The 22,648-nt window shown below is 64.2% G+C and carries 5 protein-coding genes and 1 pseudogene; 4 read left to right on the top strand and 2 right to left on the bottom strand.

The window, feature by feature from the left end:
* Window positions 1–116 precede the first annotated feature (116 nt).
* Both ACF8FG_RS24235 and ACF8FG_RS24230 read right to left on the bottom strand, forming a co-directional pair.
* On the bottom strand, window positions 117–2,414 hold the full coding sequence (locus ACF8FG_RS24235; RefSeq protein WP_392519292.1) for a tetratricopeptide repeat protein: 2,298 nt from the start codon (window positions 2,412–2,414) through the stop codon (window positions 117–119).
* 53 nt (window positions 2,415–2,467) lie between these two features.
* Window positions 2,468–3,569: pseudogene (locus tag ACF8FG_RS24230) on the bottom strand (AI-2E family transporter).
* 486 nt (window positions 3,570–4,055) lie between these two features.
* Between ACF8FG_RS24230 and ACF8FG_RS24225 the strand changes: the two are divergent.
* The 4 genes from ACF8FG_RS24225 to ACF8FG_RS24210 all read left to right on the top strand — a co-directional run bounded on the left by ACF8FG_RS24225 (window position 4,056) and on the right by ACF8FG_RS24210 (window position 22,648).
* Window positions 4,056–4,817, top strand: a complete 762-nt coding sequence (locus ACF8FG_RS24225) for an efflux RND transporter periplasmic adaptor subunit (protein WP_392519291.1) — start codon at window positions 4,056–4,058, stop codon at window positions 4,815–4,817.
* Complete coding sequence (locus tag ACF8FG_RS24220) at window positions 4,804–6,150, top strand: efflux RND transporter periplasmic adaptor subunit (protein ID WP_392519290.1); 1,347 nt, start codon at window positions 4,804–4,806, stop codon at window positions 6,148–6,150. Before ACF8FG_RS24225 ends, ACF8FG_RS24220 begins: the two co-directional genes overlap by 14 nt.
* Window positions 6,150–8,240 carry an HlyD family efflux transporter periplasmic adaptor subunit gene (locus tag ACF8FG_RS24215; protein WP_392519289.1) on the top strand — a complete coding sequence of 697 codons (2,091 nt, stop codon included), beginning with the start codon at window positions 6,150–6,152 and terminating at the stop codon, window positions 8,238–8,240. The genes ACF8FG_RS24220 and ACF8FG_RS24215 overlap by 1 nt, the downstream gene beginning before the upstream one ends.
* A 95-nt stretch (window positions 8,241–8,335) precedes the next feature.
* Complete coding sequence (locus ACF8FG_RS24210; RefSeq protein WP_392519287.1) at window positions 8,336–22,648, top strand: VCBS domain-containing protein; 14,313 nt, start codon at window positions 8,336–8,338, stop codon at window positions 22,646–22,648.

Genomic DNA, 22,648 nt, shown 5'->3' with positions numbered 1-22,648 from the left:
GTCGTGAAGAGAGAATAGGGTTTTGATCGGTTTTTGATTTTTTTCCTGCGCCTGGGAGATCGCGCGCCGCCCGCGCAGCGCGCGATCTTAAACAAAATAATCGCACCGCAAACACATCACGGCCGTTCCTTCCAATAGGGCTCGATGGCCTGCAACCGCGGATCCTCCGGCGCCACTTCACGCATCCGCTGAACATACGGAAACGCTTGTTCACGCTCCCCCGCCAAGGCGTGCAGGTAGATCAGCGTGTACAGCAAATCCGCATTCTCCGGCGCTTGCTCCAACCCGCTGCGCAACGCCACCAACGCCTCATCCCGACGGTTCATCCGCGACAGCAGCAACCCCTGGTTGTAACGGATGCGTGAATTTCCCGGCAGCGCCACGGCAGCCTGTTCCATCCAGCCGACCGCCTCATCGGGTTTGTTCCGCTCCACCAGTAGTAGCGCCAGCATGTAGGCCAGATTGCCACGATCGGCCTGGGGCATCTTCTCCAGCGCCACGCCATCACGCAGCAACTGTTCGGCATCGCCCAGCCGCTGGGCGCTGCTTTCAAGTGTCACCAGGTTGACCCTGGCAGGGACGAAATACGGGTCCATCTTCAGGGCCTGGCGGTACTCTTCCATCGCCTGTTCGTCGCGCCCCTGGCGTTGCAGCAGCACGGCCAGGTTGAGCCGTCCACCGGGCAAGTCGGCGTTGCTTCGCAGGCGCTGTTCGTACTCGGCAAGCAGGGGCGCAAACGCAGCCGGCAACTGCGCTGGCGGTACATCGGCCAACGCCCGCACAGCCTCGTCACGCACCGCCCGGGTTGGGTCTTCAAGCAGTGGCAGCAGCGGTTTCAGGCGCTCCTCGGCCGGCAGACTGGTAAAACCGGACACCGCATAGGCACGCACCACGGCGTCTTTGTCCTGCAAGGCCCAGCGCAGGTTGCTGGCGGCAGCTGGGCCAATGTCCGCCAGCTGGTCGGCGGCGGTGGCGCGGACAATCGCCGGGTTGCTCTTGTCGGCCAACACGTAGCCCAAGCGGCTCAAGGTGGTGGACGGGTCTTGGCGCACGGCATGGAACGCTTGCCCGTAATGTGACGGGCGCTTGGGGTTTGCAAACCAACTGTCGATGGCGCTAGCGGCCCAGGCGGGCTTCTGATCCTGATGGCAAGTGGTGCAGGCGTCCGGGCCGTCGTCGGCAAGGTCAGGCCGCGGGATACGAATGCTGTGGTCGCGCCGCGGGTCGATCACCATGTAATTTTTGCTCGGCATGTGGCAATTGACGCACTGCGCACCTGGCGAGCCCGCCTCGTGGTGATGGTGTGCAGGGTTGTCATAGTCCTTGGCCTGCAAGCCCGCGAAACGTGCGGTGTTGGGCTGGGTGTTATGGCATTGCAGGCACAGCCCATTGCCTTCGATGCGCACCTTGGTGGTATGGGGGTTATGGCAATCGGTACAACCGACACCGGCGGCGAACATCTTGCTCTGGGTGAATGAGCCGTATTCATATACTTCGCCGTCGATCTGCCCGCCGTCGTGGTACATACCCGTGCGCAGTGTGGCCGGCAAGCTCTGGTCCAACTGTGGATGGCCAGGCATCTGGCCAGTGCCCAACCCTTGCCGGCGGCTGTGGCAGTATGCACACTGCTCCACCAGGCCCTTGCTGCCCAGCGCCTTGAAGTCCACCGCAAGCCCCTGAGCAGGCGAGACACCGGGGTGTTTGCTGGCCCAGTCGACATGGGCCTGGCCAGGGCCGTGACAGCCCTGGCAACCCACGGTCTTTTCCTGCCAGGTGCTGGCAAAACTGTCCTTCGCATCATCGTAATGCTTGACCAACCGGGTCGAGTGGCAGTCTGCGCACATACCGTTCCAGTTCTGGTAACGGCCCGTCCAGTGCAGAGGGTCGTCGGGAGCGAAGCGTTGCCCAGGGTACAGCGAGAACCAGCGTTGGCCGCCCTGCCCCGCCGGCCGGCTGTCCCAGGCGAGGGTCAAGGCCTGCAAGCGGCCTCGCGACAGCGCCACCAAGTACTGCTGCAGCGGCTCGAAGCCAAAGGTGTAGAGCACCTTGAAGTCAGCCGGTTTGCCATCTTCGCCCTCGATGTTGACGAAAAAACTGTCACCCTTGCGGTAAAAGTGGGCCTTCACCCCGTCTTGGTCATAGCGCACATCATTGAAGTTGCCCAGCACGTTGGCCGGGCTGACATCGCGCAACGCCCAGGAATGGTCGGACTGCTGCCATTGTTTGGCCTGCTCGGTATGGCACACCTGGCAACTGGTCGCTTCCGCATAGCCCTCACGTTCCTTGGCCTGGGCCGGCAGCTGCCCCACTTCGTTGGCTGCCTGACTCAGCCCAACGGTGCACAGTGGCAGTAGCAAGACCCCTATTCCAATAACCGCCCTCACCCTCTGCACTGCCTGTGCAATACACCCCATGCTTTAGCTCCACGGTCTGCGCTGCTCGCCCTGTAGCGGGCTGTTTTCGTTGATCAATCAATTTCGACGCGGGCTACCTGTTCCCCGTCTGGGGCGTCATCCACCCACTGCCAGAACAGCATGTACCCAACGGCCAGGATCACCGGACCGATGAACAGGCCGATGATCCCCCCCGGCCACCATGCCGCCCAGAGCACCGATCAGGATCACCGGCATCGGTACATTCACCCCTCGCCCGAGCAGCAATGGTTTGAGCACGTTGTCGGCCATGCCCGCAAGCACGCTGTATACGGCAAACACCACACTACCGACCGTGGCACCTTCGGTGAAGAACACGAAGCCCACCACTGGCAGGGTGATCAGCAGCACCGGCAGTTGCATGATCCCCAGTAACAGCACCAGTAACGCCAGCAGCCCCGCGCCTGGGATACCCATGGCCACGAAACCGACGCCTACCAGCACCATCTGCACAAAGGCGATGCCAACAACACCCTGAGCCACGGCGCGAATGGTGGCGGTGCACAGCTGGGCAATCTGAGGCCCACGATCAAGCCCGGATATTCGCGTGGCGATGCGCACCGCGTTACGCTGCCCGCTGTCGCCATAGGCCATGACGATACCCGACAGGATCAGCGCACCGATGAACATCAAAAAGCCAGTACCCACCCCTGCAAGCTTGCCCAGCACCACCATGCCAATGCCTTTGAGATGAGGCACCACTTGCTGCATCAGGCTGGTCGCATCTATGGCGCCCTGCTGCCACAGGGTGAACAGTTGCGGCCCGACTAATGGCCAGGATTGGACGTCAGGGTTGGCGGGAGGAATGTGCCAGGTACCGTTTTCAAACAACACCAACCCTGCGCTGACCGATTCGGTGATGGACACCGCCAACAGGTATATAGGGACCATGAGTATCAACAGCGTGACGAGCACGATGAACGTTGCAGCATGCCCGCTCTTGAGACCAAGCCGCTGCTGCAGACGACCATGCACTGGGTAGAACGTTATCGCGAGAATGACGGCCCAAAGCATAAGCCCCATAAATGGATGGAAAACCTCATAGCAGATGACCGCCAGTGCGGCGATCAGCCCTGCACGAATAAGTACATCCAACAGTGCACGGGACAGATCCCGCTTGACCGGCAACGACTCCATCGGGCTCCCTCCAGACAATAGCGGTTCGGTCATGATCGCAATCGGTACTTGAATGATGGCAACCGCGGGCCAAGTTCACCGTAGTACAACTCGATCGCGTTTGCCTATGGGGCCTTCCATGAGATGTCGATAACCCCCGCCATTTTTTGCCCACCGAGAAACAGCTCTACTTTGCATCTCGTGATGCCCAAAGTAGGACGCTTGCCCATAAGGCGCCTTCATGGCTGCAAAGCGTCATGAAACGCTCTCGACGGCGGTTACCTTTGCGCACATCAACCAGCCTTCATCCGTTCCTGCCTTACGCCAGCGCGATGTCACCAATTGAACATAACGGAACGCCGTTTTCGGTTCTTTAATGAGATGAGGCTTAAAGCAGCCCGTTTTATGCAAGCAACAAAAGCGTCAACCTAAGGGTTCAGCCCGGGTCACAGAGGAAGACCCCAGCGGCTACTCCGCCTTTAAGTGTCTTGGAGCAAGGAGTCGAGCATGCTTTTGCCTGTTGTTGGACACCGTTACCTGCCGTTTTTGTTGGCCTTGGCCAGCGTTTGCGCCCACGCCGAGCAAGAGCCGACCGCAGAAGACCCGCAATTGATACGCGTCCTGCTGGCAGCCGAACTGGAAACCACTCTGTCCAGCCAGATGAGCGGCACCTTGGGCGAGCTGAAGACCCGCTTCGGCGAACACGTGACCAAGGGCGCGACTTTGGCCCGCTTCAATTGCAACGAGGCCCAAGCCCGCGGCAAGGTCGCCGTGGCCGAGCTGGCCATGGCCCGGCAGAACCTGGAAGCCAAGAAGCAACTGCGCAAGCTCGACGCTGTCGGCGATATCGAAGTGGCCGCAGCCAATACCGAAGTGCAGAAGGCTGATGGCGCCCGCGCCATGGGCGAAGCGCAGATGAGCTACTGCCAGGTGCTGGCCCCCTTCTCGGGCCATGTGGCCAAGGTTTACGTCAAGCCATACCAGACCGTCAGCGCGGGTACGCCACTGTTCGACTTGGTCAGCGATGGCGCATTGAAGGTGCGCCTGAATGTACCCTCCAGCCAACTGAAAAGCCTAAGCCCCGGCCAGCCGCTGCAGGTGAGTGTGCACGAGACAGGCAAGACCTACCCGGCCAAGGTCAGTGTGATCAACTCAAGGGTTGATGCCGTGGCGCAGACGGTGGAACTTGAAGCGCGCTTCGACCAGCGCTACCCCGAATTGATCGCTGGTATGAGCGGCACAGCGCGGTTCGACCATGACCGTGAATAGGCCGCTGCCCCACCCGCAGCTGTTGCTGCAACTGGACGCCCTGCGCGATAAAGCCATGGCCGCCGAGACGCTGGGCGCGCTGGCGTTCAGCATGGCCAACGACCTGTACACGCTACTGCCCTTCCACCAGGCGCTGGTGTTCGAGCAAGGCAACAGCGGCTTGGAGTTGCTGTGCGTGTCGGGCCTGGCGCGCCCCAGCGAAGACTCGCCCTACCTGGTCTGGGTCAGACGCGCCAGCCGTTGGTTGGCCGAGCGTTTGGTCGAGCCGCAGCCCGCCTGGTTGACCCAGGCCGACGCCGCGCCACCTGAAGACATCGCCGAGGGCTGGGCCGAGTGGTGGCCTACCGGCCTGTGGTGCATCCCCTTGCATGCCCCGACCGGCCATCGCCTTGGCCTGCTGGTATTGCTGCTGGAAGAAGCACCGCCGGCGGTGGTGCACCAGCAGCTGGATGGTTTGACGCGCACCTGGGCCTATTGCTGGCATGCGCTGACCCGGCGCCGGCGAATCGGCCGCTGGCGCCCCAGCCGCCGCCAGGTGCTGATCACCCTGCTGGTGGCCGCCGGACTGTTGCTGCTCCCAGTGCGGCAAACGGCGTTGGCACCGGCACAGATCGTGTCGCGCCAGGCACAGATCGTCAGTTCACCGATCGACGGCGTGATCGCCCAGGTGCTGGTGCGCCCCAACCAGCCGGTGGAAGCCGGCACCCCGTTGTTCACCCTCGACGAAACCACCCTGCGCAGCCGCGCCGAGGTACTCGGCAAGGAAGTCGCGGTGGCCGACGCCGAGCTGCTAGCCGCCAGCCAGCGTGCATTCGACAACCCGCAAAGCAAGAACGAGCTGACCTTGCTGCAAGGCCGTGCCCAGCAACGCCGCGCCGAACTGGCCGCAGTGCAGGCGCAGTTGCGGCGTACCCAGGTACTGGCACCGCGTGCCGGGGTTGCCGTGTTCAGTGACCCCAACGACTGGCTCGGCAAGCCGGTGTCGACCGGTGAGCGCATCATGCACGTGTCCGACCCGGCACAACCGGCCATGCAGATCCAGCTGGCCGTGGCCGATGCCATCGCCCTGGAGCCCGGCGCCGAGGTCACGCTGTTCCTCACCGCCTATCCGCTCAGCCCGCTCAAGGGCAAAATTCTTGAAACCAGCTACCAGGCCAAGCCCAGTGATGACGGCGTGGTCGCCTACCGCCTGCTGGCCAGCGTCGACGAACGCTCCGAGCATGCCCGCCTGGGCCTGCACGGCACCGCCAAACTGTACGGTGGCCGGGTAATACTCGGCTATTACCTGCTGCGCCGGCCGCTGGCCACGCTGCGCGCCTGGAGTGGCTGGTAATGCTCGACCTGTCCGACCTGCCACTGCCGCCCCTGCGCGAGGACCTGCGCCTGTGCGAGGCCGCCGACAGCCGTGAAGGGGAACCGGCATGGATGATCCACGACACCGTGGTCAACCGCTTCTACCGGATTGGCTGGTTGGAGTTCGAGTGCCTGCTGCGCTGGGGCCAGACGCCACGTCAGATCAGCGAGCAAGTGTCGCGCGACAGCGCGCTCAACCCCGATGTCGAGCAGGTGTTGGCGCTGCGCACGTTCCTCGAACACCACCACCTGCTGCGCCCCGGCCCCGAGCAATTGGCCAAACTGCAGGCCGCGAGCGAGGCGCGCACCTGGTCGAGCTGGCGTTGGTGGTTGCACCACTACCTGTTCTTCCGCGTGCCGCTGCTGCGCCCGCAAGCCGGTCTGCAGCGCCTAGCGGTAGCGCTGGGCTGGCTGTTCCATCCGCTTACCGGGGTGCTGGTGATCGGCCTGACCCTGCTCGGGATCATCCTGGTGATGCAGCAGTGGGACGCCTTCACCCATGCGGTGGTCGAGTCGTTCTCCACCGAAGGCCTGTTCAGTTTTGCCCTAGCTCTGGTGGTCGCAAAAACCCTGCACGAGCTTGGCCACGCGCTGGTCGCCACGCGCCTGGGCTTGCGCGTGGGGCACATGGGCGTGGCGTTTCTGGTGCTGTGGCCGATGCTCTACACCGACACCGGCGAAAGCTGGAAGCTCAAGCGCGCCCACCAGCGCCTGGCCATCGCCTCGGCCGGCATCATCACCGAATTGTCCTTGGCGGGTTTGGCCACCCTCGGCTGGGCCCTGTGCGACGACGGCGCCCTGCGCAACGCGCTGTTGTACCTGGCGACCACTAGCTGGGTGCTGTCGCTGGCCCTCAATGCCAGCCCATTCATGCGCTTCGACGGCTACTTCATCCTCAGCGACCTGCTCGACTTCCCCAACCTGCACGAACGCGCCTCGGCGCTGGCGCGGGTGGCCCTGCGGCGCAACCTGCTTGGGCTCAACGAGCCGTGGCCCGAGCCGTTCCCGGTGGGGCAACGCCGCCTGTTGGTCGCGTTCGCTTTTGCCACCTGGCTGTACCGCCTGGTGCTGTTCCTCGGAATTGCCGTGGCGGTGTACCTGTTCTTCTTCAAACTGTTAGGGATCGTGCTGTTCATGGTCGAGTTGGCGTGGTTTATCGCACTGCCGGTGAAACGAGAGCTGAGCCACTGGTGGCAACAGCGGGCACGCATCCCGGGGCAGCGCAAACGGCTGTTCTACCTAGGCGCAGGCCTTGCCTTACTGGCGCTGGCGGTGCCTTGGCACAGCCAGGTCGACGCCGTTGGCGTGGCCCGGGCCGAACACCAGTTGCGCGTGTACACGCCCTACCCTGCGCGGTTGAAAAGCCTGCATTCGCAAGGCCAGGTCAAGGCCGGCGACGTGTTGGCAGTGCTCGAAGAGCCAGACCTGGATTCGCGCATGCGCAGCAGCCAGGCCAGCGCCCGCAGCTATCAGGCGCGCCTTTCTGGGCTGCTGGCCGACCCCGCCGGGCTGGCCGAGGACGCTGCCACCCAGCAACGCCTGAAGGTGCAGAACGAAGAAGCCCGCGCGGCACGCATCGAAATCGCCCGCCTCAACCTGCAGGCGCCATTCGCTGGCACCTGGCTGGACCTGGACCCGGACTGGCCCCCTGGCCAGTGGCTCAACCGCCAGGAACCACTGGGCATGCTGATCGACCCCAGCCACTGGCAGGTCGATGCCTACGTCGCCCAGGACCAGGTGCACCACCTGGCCGTGGGCAATGCCGTGAAGTTTTACCCCGAAGGCCAGGCCACCGCGCTGCGCGGCAAGGTGCTGGCCATTGGCAGCACCCGCGCCGGGCAGTTGGCCCACCGCATGTTGTCTTCGCATTTCGGCGGCCCGGTGCCGACCAGCGGCCAGTCGCTGGTGCCCAGCAACGCGCTGTTCCAGGTACTGGTCGCGTTGGATGAGCCGTTGGTCAGCGTGCGCGAAACCCGCGGCAAGCTGAAGATCGAAGGGGAAAAACGCAGCATCCTCGGTGAGCTGGGTAAGTGGATTCTCGGGGTCGGGCTGCGTGAAAGCGGCTTCTGAAGACCTTCCGGCGCCTCATCAAGCACCCCGATAAAACCGGACTAGGATTGATTTAGTTTCGGAAATGGCATCGTAACTTCTGGGCAGGATTGGAAATGGACATCAAGAGCAGAGCCGGCTTCGCTATGGTTTCGCGCCCTCGGTCGCAGACAGTTGCCCTTGAGCAACGCATCCTCTTCGACGGTGCTGGCGCAGCGGCTGTCGACCAGCAGCATCACAGTGACCCAGGTACAGCAGAGGCCAAGGACACCCGCCATCCGGCCCCTACTGCCAGCGAGGCGCAAACCACCGCAGCGGCGCCCGCGCCACGCAACCTTGTGGTCATCGATGCCCGCGTGGAAAACCGCGACCAGCTGGCCGCCAACCTGCCAACCGGCACCACCGCGCTGGTGGTGGACCCTGGCCAGGATGCCATCGCAGCCATCAGCAATGCCCTGGCGCAGTTGGGCAAGGTCGACTCGATCCAAGTGTTCTCGCACGGCTCGTCTGGACAGTTCACCCTGGGCAACCAGGTATTCACCAGCCAGACCGTCGAGCAGCTGGGCGACCGCCTGAGCGCCTGGCGCGGTGAACTCAACGCGGGCGCGGACATCCAGTTGTATGGCTGCGATGTAGGTGCCGGCAGTGCAGGCCAGGCGCTGGTGAACGAACTGGCGCGGTGGACCGGCGCTGACGTCGGTGCCTCCAGCAACGCCACCGGCAGCCAACTGGCCGGCGGCGACTGGCGCCTTGAGGTCAGCAGTGGCGATGTCGACAAGACCATTGCCCTGGCAGCGGCCACCCTGAACGGCTTCCAGGGCCTGCTGGCCGATGCCAGCCCGACCGCCAGCCTGAGCAGCGGCGGTGCCGAGGTGCAACTGGGCGAGCAATTCAACTTCACCGTCAGTTTCAGCAACCCGTCGACCCAGGAAGGCTATGCGCCGTTCCTCGATGTGTTCATGCCGGCCACCGGGCGCGACGGCGACGATGGTGCCACCTTCGTCTCCGCCACCTACTTGGGCCAGGCGGTGAACAGCTTTGTGATCACCTTCGATGCCAACGGCAATGCCACCCACCCGTTGGCCAAGGACGCCAGCGGCAATGCCCTGGTGATCAATGCCGCCAGCGTCGGCATGAAGCCCGGCGACCAGATGGTGGTGCTGCAACTGCCCTACGCCAGCGTCACCAACGGCCAGCCCACGATCGATGTGCAGATTACCGCACAGTTGAGCAACCTGGCCGACACCAGCTACTCCGACGGCGCGCCTAACCTCACCATCAATGCCCGCGCTGGTTTCGAGTACGGTAACGATTCGCTGAACAATCCGGCGCAGGACCCAAGCCGGGTAGAAAGCGCGCTGCACAGCTTCATCGTCACCCCGACCCTGCTCAAGGTCACGCAAACGGTCAACATGCCAGAAGGCGAAACGGTAACTGGGCCGAACTTCACCCGTACCCAGACCGTGACCGTAACCCCGGCCCCCGGGCAAACGCTAAGCAATGTCACCGTCACCCAGACCGTGCCCGACCAGGTGCATGTCAGTGCCATCACGCCGGGGGCTGGCGGCACCCTGACATCGGTCACCCTGCATGACGGCACGGTGCTGACCAACCCCCTGCTTATCGCTGCGGCATTGGCCAACCCCAACGCCTTCGTGGCCAGCTATGAGATCCATTACGACACCCTAAGCGCGGCCAGCGAAACCCAAGTCAGCTTCTATGTGCCGGAAATCGACGCAAACGGCCGCCCAGTGATCGACCCGACCACCGGTAACCCGACCACCATCAACTTCGGCACCGCCAGCGTGACCGGTGGCTGGACCCCGCTTGACCCACGCGACCGCCCCACCGACCCGGAGGGTTATCCGTTCACCGAGACCGGCAATGGCCAAGGCGTGACCTTCGTCGCCAAGTCGATCACGCTGCTCAAGCAGGTGGACCTGCAAAATGACGTCGGCACGCCCGGCCTCACACCCGGCGACACTTTGCGCTACACCTTGGATGTGGCCATTTCCGACTTCTTCGCCTTTGGCGAAAACATCCTCGAACAGGGCCAGTTCACCCTGACCGACCTGCTCGGCGACGGCCAAACGTTCGACCCGAGCAACCCACCTACGCTGATCATCCAGCAGCATGGTGGGTCCCAGGCCATTGCCTTGGTCTACACCCAGACGGTGAATGCCGACGGCAGCACCACGCTGGTCTTCGACATTGCCGAGTCCATTCGCCAGGCGGTTGCCGGCCCTGGCGTGGCGGCGCTGTTCGGCGACCTTTACGACGACACCCTACAGGAAGGTGCCACACGCCTGAGCATCGTCTACGACGCGCTGATCGACACCACCTACACCAGTGACCACCCACCCCACGACCAACTCAACGAAGGTGACAGCGTTGGTAACAACGCCACGGTGGATGCCACCGTGCTGCGCGATGCGGTCAACCTGGGCGGGACCCAGACAGACGGGTCCAGTACCACCAGCACCATCGCAAGCTCCTCGGTCGATATCGAACTCACTCAGGTCAACGGCGGCAACCCGCCGAGCAACGGCGAGCTGCGCCCGGGCGATGTGGTGACCTTCACCATCAGCTACGACTTGCTGGTGGCCGATTACGAGAACTTCAAACTCACGGCGTACCTGCCCTTGCCCTTGCTCAATGCCAGCGGCATCAGCTGGAGTGTCGGCAGCGGGATTGGCCAGTGGACGTTTGGCAGCGGTAATACCATTCTCGACGTGCCCGACAGCGTCACCACCGGCCCCGGCAACTCGATCGTGTTCGACTTCGGCAACTTCGTCTCCGATGGGCTCAATGGCGGTACCGTGCAGGTGCGCTTCACCATGGTGGTGGGCGACCAGCCATTTGCCGACCAGCGTGAACTCGACGTGCTGGCGCAGTCGAGCCAGACCACCACGGTCGACAAGACCGTGCTCACCTCATCGGATGTGGCGGTGATCCAGTCGGTCGCTGAGCCGGTGCTGGACATCAAGCACGGCGTGGTGTCCAGCAGCAACGGCACAGTCACCGGCTCCACCGGCAGCTGGGCCGCCCCCGGCAGCAGCGGCGTGCCGTTCAGCGGCAGCGTGACCAGCCTGGCGGCAGTGGACGGCAATGTCAGCGGCATCGACGGTGCCGACAACCTGCGCCTGGCTACCGCCCTGAAAAACACCGGCGGCGGCGGTGCCTACGATGTCAGCACCAGCATTACCTTGCCCGCAGGCCTGTCGTTCGTCGGCGGCAGCCTGGGCGCGGCCAACCTGCAGATCTACCGCGGGGACGGCAGCGTGCTGGTGCAGGGCACCGACTACCGCGTCGACGGCAACGCCATCACCTTCCTCGACGCCAACGGCCAGGCCACCCTGCTGGCTGGCCGCGCAGGCACCGCCAGCGACCTGTCCGGGGCCAACGTGGTGGTGATCACCTACGACGTCAGCGTGGACAATGCCATCCTCGCCTCCAGCACGCTGCAGAGCACTGCCGCGCTGACTTACTACGCCAGCGTCGATGGCGGCCAGGACTTCACCCCCACCGACCTGACTGAGGTCGCCAACCAGCAAGTCGCCGCGCCGACCATCAGCAAGACCTACATGGACGGCAGCCTGACCGAGGACGACTCCAGCGCCGGGCACACCACGGGCAGCAACCTGGTGATTGGCGAAAGCATCACCTACGACATCGTCGTCACCCTGCCCGAGGGTTCGACGGGCAGCCTGCGCATCAATGACTTGATCCCCCCGGGCCTGCGGCTGGACCAACGGTTCAATGGCAACCTGGGCTATGAAATCATCACCAGCACCACAGGCAGTGCTACCCTCACGGCCGATTTCAACGGTATGCTCAACGTCAACCCGGTGACCCTGGACGGCAGCGACGGCGTCGACCTGATGCTGGTGTTCGCCAGCGCCGGGGCCACGGCCGACAACATTACCGGCAACAACAGCTTCGTCATCCGCCTGGTGCTGGTGGCCAGCAACGTGACCGGTAACCAGCAAGGCACCACGCTGAACAATGGCGCGCAGCTGGTGTACAGCGATCCGGATGGCGACACCCCCAACGGCACCACCGCCGTGGACCGCAACATCAACAGTGCCGAACAGCCCGGCGTGACCATCGTCGAGCCGACCCTCAGCGTCACCCAGCAGATCACCTCGACCCCCTCGTTCGGTGGCTTCGACCAAGGCGATACCGTCACCTTCACCATCACCGTGGCCAACAATTCGGGCACCGACGCGTTCGACATCAGCCTGCTGGACGTGCTGCCGACTGAAATCGACAACCTGGTGATCAGTGGCACCATCCAGTACAGCGGCGGCGCCACCAACAACGGCGGCGTTGATTTCGTCATCCTCAACGGCCAGTTGGTGACAGCCAATGGCGCCAACATCGACATCGCTAACGGCGGGAGCATCGTCATCACCCTGACCGGCGTGGTCAATGCCACGGCCGCAGGCGAGGCAGCGATCGCCAACAACGTCGTGGTGCGCTGGAGCAGCCTGGACGGCAGCAGCAACAGCACCGATACCGTCAATGGCGAGCGCAGCGGCGACGATGGACTGCTCAATTCGGGCGTGCTCAACGATTACCGGGTACTGAGTGCCTTGCTTATCCCGGTCACCAACGGCATCCAGGTGTCCCGCGTCGGTGGCGTCACCGACACGCCCCCGGCCACCAACGGCAGCGGCGCCACCGACACCAGCGGCCTGCTGGAGACCGTGGTAGTCGGCGAAATCGTCCGTTACCGCGTGGCCGTGCTGGTACCGACCGGCGACAACCCCAATTACCAGATCCGCATCGAGCTGGCCGCCGGCCTGGAGTTCATCACCGCCGACCTTAACAACATCCTGATCGCCATGGTGTCGAGCCAGCTAGGCGGCTTGACCACCGACGCCACCGACCTGGTGCTCGGCGACGGCAATTCGCTGTACATGACCGGCAACCAGAACAGCGATGTGGCCTTGCCGATCCACCCCGATCTGGGCGGCGTGGTGCCCTCGGGTGTTTTCGACGGTGACAATGGCCGGCTGCAGATCACGACCAACCAAGACGGCAGCCAGACCATCACCTTCAACCTTGGCAACGTGACCAATGGCGAGGCCAATGACAGCGATATCGAAGGCGTGATCCTCGAGTTCAACGTGCGCGTCAACAACGTGACCGGCAACCAGGCCAACACCCAGCTGGGCATGACCGTGTTCGAACACGTGGGCCCGGGCGATGGCGTGGACCGCGGCCGCAGCGATACGGTGTTCGAGCGCGTGGTGGAGCCCAGCTTCACCAGCATGGAGAAGTCGGTCATCGACGTCGCCCCGGGCGCCGGCACGACCACGGCCACCGTCTCGGTGAGCTTCACCCAGGATGGCGGCGCGCCCGCCTACAACACACACCTGACCGACCAGTTCCCCAATGGCAGCAACTACCAGGTGCAAAGCATCCTGCTCAATGGCGTGGCGCTGAACCTGGGTAACCTGCCCAGCGGTATCAGCTTCAGCGATGGCAGCGGTATCGTCATGGACTTCGCACGGCTTGCGCCCAACGACGCGATCCAGGTGATCTACACCGTCACCCTGCCCAACGTGACCATCGCCGACGACGCCGCCAGTTCCGCCGTGCTCACCTGGACCAGCCTGCCCACCGACTTTGAAACCAACGGCTGGGGCGGTTCGCTGCCGGCGGGTGCTGGCGCTGCCGACGGCGAGCGCACCGGCCAGGACGGCGCAACCGGCTTGAACAACTACATCCTCAGCGATGGCGCCGGCATGGGCGTAATCCAGGGCACGCTGTGGGACGACACCCGCAGCGCCACGGACAACGTCAGCCCGGACGGCCCCGGCCTGGACGGCATCGGCGTCACCCTGACCTGGGCCGGTGACGACGGTCAGTTCGGCACCGCGGACGACCGCACGTTCAACACCGTTACCGCCAATGGCGGCCTCTACCAGTTCGCCCTGCTGCCCTCCGGCAGCTACCTGATCGCGGTGGCACAAGACCACCAAGTCAGCACCAACAACACCTTCCGGTTGCGTATCGACACCGACACGGGCGCCGCGGCTACAGGCCTGGGCAGCATCAACCTGGCACTCGGTGAAGGCACAACCGGCACCGCCGACGCCGGCTACGTGCATGTGAACGAGGCGCCGGTCAATACGGTGTCCGACCAGCACGGCCAGGAAGACACGGTATTGCACATCGGTGGCCTGGCCATCAGTGACGTGGACGTCAACGCCGGCACTGCCGACGGCGTCATGACCATTACCCTGACCGTGGTACACGGGGTCATCTGGCAAACCGCCACCCCGCCGGAGGCCACAGCTACACCTCCTGCCGGCGTTGGACGCAGCCTGGTCCTTACCGGCACCTTGGCCGAACTGAACGTGTTGCTGAGCCAGCTGTATTACAAAGGCGACCAGGACTTCAACACCTTCCGCGACTCGGAAACCCTGACCATGGTCACCAATGACCAGGGCAATTTCGGCGACGCACCGGTCAACGGCGACGGCGTGCCCGGGCAGAACCCGGCCGATGCGCTGACCGACACCGACGTGATGAACATCATCATCGACCCGGTCAACGATGCCCCGATCGCCAACGCCGACCTGGCCATAGCCGTGGAAGCCGGTGGCTTCAACAACGCCGATCCTGGCGTGAACCCTACCGGCAACGTGCTGGACAACGACACTGATGTCGATATCCAGACCAACAACGACGTGCTTACCGTCACCCGCATCGCCAACAACACCACCCCCGGTGGAGTCGCAGTGGCTGCCAATGGGGTCACGACCTTGCAAGGGCTGTACGGCACCTTGTCGATTACTGCCGGTGGCGGTTTCCAGTACATCGTCGACAACGACAACCCTGAGGTGCAGGCGCTGCGCACCGCCGGCAACTTCATCAGTGATTTCTTCGGCTATGACATCGTCGACACCGGCGGTTTGACCAGCAGCTCGGTGCTGCAGATCAATATTCATGGCGCCAACGACACACCGGTGGCCCAGGGCGACATCGGCACCGCCATCGAGGCCGGAGGTACCAACAACGGCACCCTAGGGCAGGATGCCACTGGCAATGTGCTGGATAACGACACCGACGTTGACTCCGTGGCCTTGGGTGAAACCAAGCAGGTCAGCGCGGTGCGCTTCGATGGGCTGGGCGGCGGCCGGATCATCCCGGTGGTCAGCGGTCAATCGAGCAGCGTTCTGGCCGACTTCGGCAGCTTGACCATTAACGCCGACGGCAGCTACCGCTACGTCATCGACAACGGCAACGCCGCGGTGCAGGCACTATCCCCAGGGCAGACACTGGTCGAGCAGTTCACCTACCAGATGGTCGATGCCGGGGGCCTGAGTTCCGTGACCGTGCTGGTGATCACCATTCAGGGCGCCAACGATGCGCCAGTGGCCGTGGACGACCACGGCACCGCCAGCGCGGGTGCCAGCGACGGCAGCACCGTGCCGGTCAACGCCAACGGTAACGTGGTCACCGGCGATGGCGGCGTGGGCGCCGACTCGGACGTCGACAACTTCGACCAGCCAACCGCGACCCAGCTCAAGGTCGATGGCGTGCGCAGCGGCCTGGAAGTCACGGGCGGTACCCTTACGCCGGTAGCCAACGGCGCACCTGCAATCCTCACTGGCACAGTCGCCCGACTGGCTGACAACAGCCTGATCAGCGGCGACTTCGGCCAGCTGACTCTGAACGAAGACGGCAGCTACACCTTCGAGGTCAACAGCGCCGACCCGGCCATCCGAGCGCTAGCGGCCGGGCAAACCCTAGACGTGATCTTTACCTACCAAATCCACGACAGCGGTGGCCTGACCGACCAGACTCAACTGGTGATCACTGTCACCGGCGTCAACGACCCACCCGTGGTCAACCCGGTCACGGTCGATGCCATCGAGGCCGGTGGAGTGAACAACGCCCAGCCGGGCCTGGACCCAAGCGGCAGCATCCGCGGCGCGTATACTGACCTGGACGGCGATCCCCTGATCGTCAGCGCCGTGGTCAACCCCAACGGTGTCAACGGCACGCCAGGCCAAGCCCTGGCCGGCAACTACGGCAGCCTGGTGTTGGATGCCCAAGGCAACTACCGCTACGTGGTGGACAACAGCAACGCTGCGGTTCAGGCCCTGCGCACCGATACCGACCAACTGACCGAGGTGTTCCAGTACAGTGTCAGCGATGGCAACGGCAAAATCGTCACTGCCACCTTCACCGTCATCATCCACGGCCGCAACGACACCCCTGTTGCGACCAGTGACGCCGCCACCGCCATCGAAGCCGGTGGCACCAGCAATGGCACGCCCGGGCAGGATGCCGCCGGCAACGTGCTGGATAACGACACCGACGTCGATGCCGTGGCCCTGGGCGAAACCAAGCAAGTCAACGCAATCCGCTTCGATGGCGCCGGTGGCGGCCAACTGGTACCGGTGGCCAACGGCCAAGCGACCAGCGTGCCAGCCAGCTTCGGCAGCTTGACCATCAACGCCGACGGCAGCTACCGCTACGTCATCGACAACAGCAACGCTACCGTGCAGGCGCTCTCCCCAGGCCAAGCGCTGGTCGAGCAGTTCACTTACCAGGTGGTCGATACTGATGGCCTGACCGCCGTCACCGTGCTGGTGATCACCATTCAGGGCGCCAACGATGCGCCGGTGGCCGTCGACGACCACGGTACTGCCAGCGCGGGGGCTACCGATGGCAGCCCGGCGCCAGTAAACGCCAGCGGTAACGTAATCACTGGCGATGGCGGCGTGGGCGCCGACACGGACGTCGATAACCTTGACCAACCCACCGCCACCCAGCTCAAAGTCGATGGCGTACGCAGCGGCCTGGAAGTCACGGACGGTACCCTTACGCCGGTCGCCAACGGCGCGCCGGCCACTATCACCGGTACGGTTGGCCGCCTGGCGGATAACAGCCTGATCAGTGGCAACTTCGGGCAGTTGATCCTCAATGAGGACGGCAGCTACACCTTCGAAGTCAACAGCGCCGACCCAACCCTCCTCGCTTTGACGGCTGGGCAGAACCTGGACGTGATCTTCACTTATCAGATTCATGACAGCGGTGGCCTGACCGATCAGGCGCAACTGGTGATCACCGTCACCGGCGTCAACGACCCGCCCGTGGTCAACCCGGTCACAGTCGACGCCATCGAGGCCGGTGGGGTGAACAACGGCCAGCCGGGGCTCGACCCGAGCGGCAACATCCGCAGCGCATATAGCGATCCGGACGGCGATACCCTGACCGTCAGCGCCGTGGTCAACCCCAACGGTGTCAACGGCACGCCTGGCCAAGCCCTAGCTGGCACCTACGGCAGCCTGGTGCTGGATGCCCAAGGCAACTACCGCTACGTAGTGGACAACAGCAACGCTGCGGTTCAGGCGCTGCGCACTGATGCCGACCAACTCACCGAGGTGTTCCAGTACAGCGTCAGCGATGGCAACGGCAAAATCGTCACGGCCACCTTTACCGTCATCATCCACGGCCGCAACGACACCCCTGTTGCGACCAGTGACGCCGCCACCGCCATCGAAGCCGGTGGCACCAACAATGGCACGCCCGGGCAGGATGCCACCGGCAACGTGCTGGACAACGACACCGACGTCGACGCCGTGGCCCTGGGCGAAACCAAGCAGGTCAGCGCGATCCGCTTCGATGGCACCGGGGGCGGACAACTGGTACCAGTGGCCAGCGGCCAAGCGACCAGCTTGCCAGCCAGCTTCGGCAGCTTGACCATCAACGCCGACGGCAGCTACCGCTACGTCATCGACAACAGCAACGCCACCGTGCAGGCGCTTTCCCCAGGCCAAACGCTGGTCGAGCAGTTCACCTATCAGGTGGTCGATACCGACGGCCTGACCGCTGTCACCGTGCTGGTGATCACCATCCAGGGTGCCAACGATGCGCCGGTGGCCGTGGATGACCATGGTACGGCCAGCGCGGGCGCCAGCGACGGTAGCCCAGCGCCGGTCAACGCCAGCGGTAACGTGATCACTGGCGATGGCGGCGTGGGCGCCGACACGGACGTCGACAACCTTGACCAACCCACTGCGACCCAACTCAAAGTCGATGGCGTACGCAGCGGCCTGGAAGTTACTGGCGGTACCCTCACCCCAGTGGCCAACGGCGCGCCGGCCACTATCACCGGTACGGTTGGCCGTTTGGCCGACAACAGCCTGATCAGTGGCAACTTCGGGCAGCTGATCCTCAATGAGGACGGCAGCTACACCTTCGAGGTCAACAGCGCAGACCCAACCCTCCTTGCTTTGACGGCTGGGCAAAGCCTGGACGTGATCTTTACCTATCAGATCCACGACGGCGGTGGCCTGACCGACCAGGCGCAACTGGTGATCACTGTCACCGGCGTCAACGACCCACCCGTGGTCAACTCGGTCACGGTTGACGCCATCGAGGCGGGCGGGCTCAACAACACAAGCCCCGGCCTGGATCCGAGCGGCAATATCCAGGGCGCGTATACCGACCCGGACGGCGATATCCTGATCGTCAGCACCGTGGTCAGCCCGAATGGCATCAATGGCACACCGGGCCAAGCCCTGGCCGGCAACTACGGCAGCCTGGTGCTGGATGCCCAAGGCAACTACCACTACGTGGTGGACAACAGCAACGCTGCGGTCCAGGCCCTGCGCACCGATGCCGACCAACTCACCGAGGTGTTCCAGTACAGTGTCAGCGATGGCAACGGCAAAATCGTCACGGCCACCTTTACCGTCATCATCCACGGCCGCAACGACACCCCTGTTGCGACCAGTGACGCCGCCACCGCCATCGAAGCCGGTGGCACCAGCAATGGCACGCCCGGGCAGGATGCCGCCGGCAACGTGCTGGATAACGACACCGATGTCGACGCCGTGGCCCTGGGCGAAACCAAGCAAGTCAACGCAATCCGCTTCGATGGCGCCGGTGGCGGCCAACTGGTACCGGTGGGCAACGGCCAAGCGACCAGCGTGCCAGCCAGCTTCGGCAGCTTGACCATCAACGCCGACGGCAGCTACCGCTACGTCATCGACAACAGCAACGCTACCGTGCAGGCGCTTTCCCCAGGCCAAGCGCTGGTCGAGCAGTTCACCTACCAAGTGGTGGATACCGACGGCCTGACCGCCGTCACCGTGCTGGTTATCACTATCCAGGGCGCCAACGATGCGCCGGTGGCCTTGGACGACCATGGTACTGCCAGCGCGGGGGCTACCGATGGCAGCCCGGCGCCAGTAAACGCCAGTGGTAACGTGATCACTGGCGATGGCGGCGTGGGTGCCGACACTGACGTCGATAACCTTGACCAACCCACCGCCACCCAGCTCAAAGTCGATGGCGTACGCAGCGGCCTGGAAGTCAGTGGCGGTACCCTCACCCCAGTGGCCAACGGCGCGCCGGCCACTATCACCGGTACGGTTGGCCGCCTGGCCGACAACAGCCTGATCAGTGGCAACTTCGGGCAGTTGATCCTCAGTGAGGACGGCAGCTACACCTTCGAGGTCAACAGCGCCGACCCAACCCTCCTCGCTTTGACGGCTGGGCAGAGCCTGGACGTGATCTTCACTTATCAGATTCACGACAGCGGTGGCCTGACCGATCAGGCGCAACTGGTGATCACCGTCACCGGCGTCAACGACCCACCCGTGGTCAACCCTGTAACGGTCGACGCCATCGAGGCGGGCGGGCTCAACAACACAAGCCCTGGCCTGGATCCGAGCGGCAATATCCAGAGTGCGTATACCGACCCGGACGGCGATACCCCGACCGTCAGCACCGTGGTCAGCCCAAATGGCATCAATGGCACACCGGGCCAAGCACTGGCCGGCAACTACGGCAGCCTGGTGCTGGATGCCCAGGGCAACTACCGCTACGTGGTGGACAACAGCAACGCTGCAGTCCAGGCCCTGCGCACCGATGCCGACCAACTGACCGAGGTGTTCCAGTACAGCGTCAGCGATGGCAACGGCAAAGTCGTCACCGCCAACTTCACCGTGGTCATCCATGGCCGCAACGACACCCCCGTCGCAGCCGATGACAATGCCATTGCCATCGAAGCGGGCGGCACCAATAACACAACGCCTGGCCAGCCGGGCAGCGGCAATGCCTTGAACAACGACAGCGACGTCGATGCTGGCGACAGCAAGACAGTCGATGGCATCTACCTGGGCACCCTGGCCGCGGGCGGCACGTTCATTGAGGTGTCTGCGGGCTCGACCCTGGTAGCCGGCACCTACGGCACCCTGAGCATCGATGCCAGCGGCAACTACGTCTACACCGTCAACGACAGCCTGGCCACCGTGCAGGCGCTCAAGGCCGGCGAGCAACTGCGCGAAACGTTCACTTACCGCATGCACGACACCGACGGCGCCGCCGCCCAGGCGCAGATCAACATCACCATCGAAGGCCGCTACGACACCCCGGTGGCCCATGACGACTTCGCCTACGCCGTGGCGGTGGACGACGATGGCAGCGGCGGGCGCAACCCCACCGGCAATGTGCTGAACAACGACACCGATGTCGATGCCAACGACAGCAAAGTGGTCACCGCCGTGGGCCTGGGCGAAGAAAGCAGCAACCCGACCCTCAACCCGTTGACCGGCAGCGCCACCGTCACCACAAACTACGGCACCCTCACCCTCAACGCCGACGGCAGCTACCGCTTCGTGGTCAACTCCAGCGACCCCGACATCATTGCCCTCGGCCCGCTGGGCTTCGTCATCCAGCGCTATACCTACCAAGTCACCGACGGCGGCGGGCTGAGTGACACCGCGACCTTGGCCGTCTTCATCCGCGGCGAAAACCAGCCGCCGATTGCCGGCCCCGACCAGGGCCTGGCCGTCGAGGCCGGCGGCGTCGACAACACCCTCCCGGGCAACAACCCCAGCGGCAACGTGATGGACAATGACAGCGATCCGGACACCATCAACATCCTGTTCCCGGAAACCCTCGAAGTGCTGGCGTTCTGGAGTGGCGACGGCCCGCTGCCGGGCAATGCCAGCCAGGTCGGGCAAACCCTGCGCGGCCAGTACGGCGACCTCACGCTCAATGGCGACGGCACCTGGCGCTACGTGCTGGACAACAGCCTGCAGGCCGTTCAGCAACTGCGCGTCAGCGGCCAGACCCTGGTAGACAACTTCACCTACCTGCTGGCCGACTTCTGGGGCGGCACTGCCAACGGCCTGCTGACCATCACCATTGACGGCCGCAACGATTACCCCGTGGCCAACGACGACACCGCTATCGCAGTGGAGGCCGGCGGCGTGAACAACGGCACGGCTGGCGTCGACCCCCGCGGCAACGTGCTGGATAACGACACCGATGTCGACGGCGTGCAGTACGGCGAGACCAAGATGGTACTGCAATACACCGGCGAAAATGGCCAGACCGCGTCTGCCGGGCAGGTGCTGCAGGGTCTCTATGGCACGCTGCTGATCACTGCCGACGGCAGCTACCAGTATGTCGTCGACAACACCAACCCCACCGTGCAGGCCATGCGCAGCGCCGGCGAATCGCTGCGGGAGGTGTTCACCTACCGCATGCGCGACACTGCAGGCATCACTGCGGATGCCCGCCTGACCGTGACCATCCAGGGCGCCAACGACAACCCGGTGGCCCGGGACGACAGCAACACCGCCAGCGATCAAGTGCCGGCACCGCACACCAGCGGCAACGTGCTGCCCAATGACAGCGATGTAGACGGCGGCGACGGGCTGAGCGTGACCGGCATCCGCAGCGGCCAAGAGGCCGGTAGCGGCACTGTCGGCGTCATCGACCAGCCCATCAAAGGCCAGTACGGCACCCTGGTGCTGAACGCCGATGGCAGCTACACCTACACCATCGACCTGAGCAACCGCGACGTGCTGGCGGCGGCCGGCCTGGGGCAGGTGCTCAAGGACTACTTCACCTACACGCTCAGCGACCTCGCAGGTGCCACCGATCAGGCCCAGTTGACCATCACCCTGGATATCTCCACCCCGTACATTCCGCCAGGGCCATACGTGGACCGCGACAGCCACACCGGGCTGTCTTCGCAGCCACTGCCAGACGTGACCCCAGCGATTTTCGTCGCACCGGTGGTGGAGCGGGTCGAAGAAACCTTGGCCCTGTCCGCCTGGGGCGCCGACGGCAGCGATGTGCGCCTGTTCGCTACGCCCGAAATCGAAAGCCAGTCGCTTGGCAGCCAACTTGGCCAGGTCCATGGCCAGTTCGTTGCCAGCGCAGTGGCCGAGAGCCGGCGCGGAAGCGCGCAGGACCAGAACTGGGTCGACGGCCGCCACGGTGTCATCAGCCTGACCGCCGATGGCCTGTTGCCGGACCCTTCGCTGTGGGCACCGGTGTCCACTGACATGGTGGCGCCACCGGAGCAACCGCCACAGCCTGCGCGCGGCTTCCGTGCGCAATTGCGCGAAGCCGCCCAACGCCGCGGCAGCAATGCCCCATGA

This window comes from Pseudomonas sp. YQ_6 (genome assembly GCF_043103245.1).
GTDB classification, from domain to species: domain Bacteria; phylum Pseudomonadota; class Gammaproteobacteria; order Pseudomonadales; family Pseudomonadaceae; genus Aquipseudomonas; species Aquipseudomonas alloputida.
The sequence above is the reverse complement of the archived record's forward strand: the minus strand, read 5'-3'. Positions and strand labels throughout refer to the sequence as shown.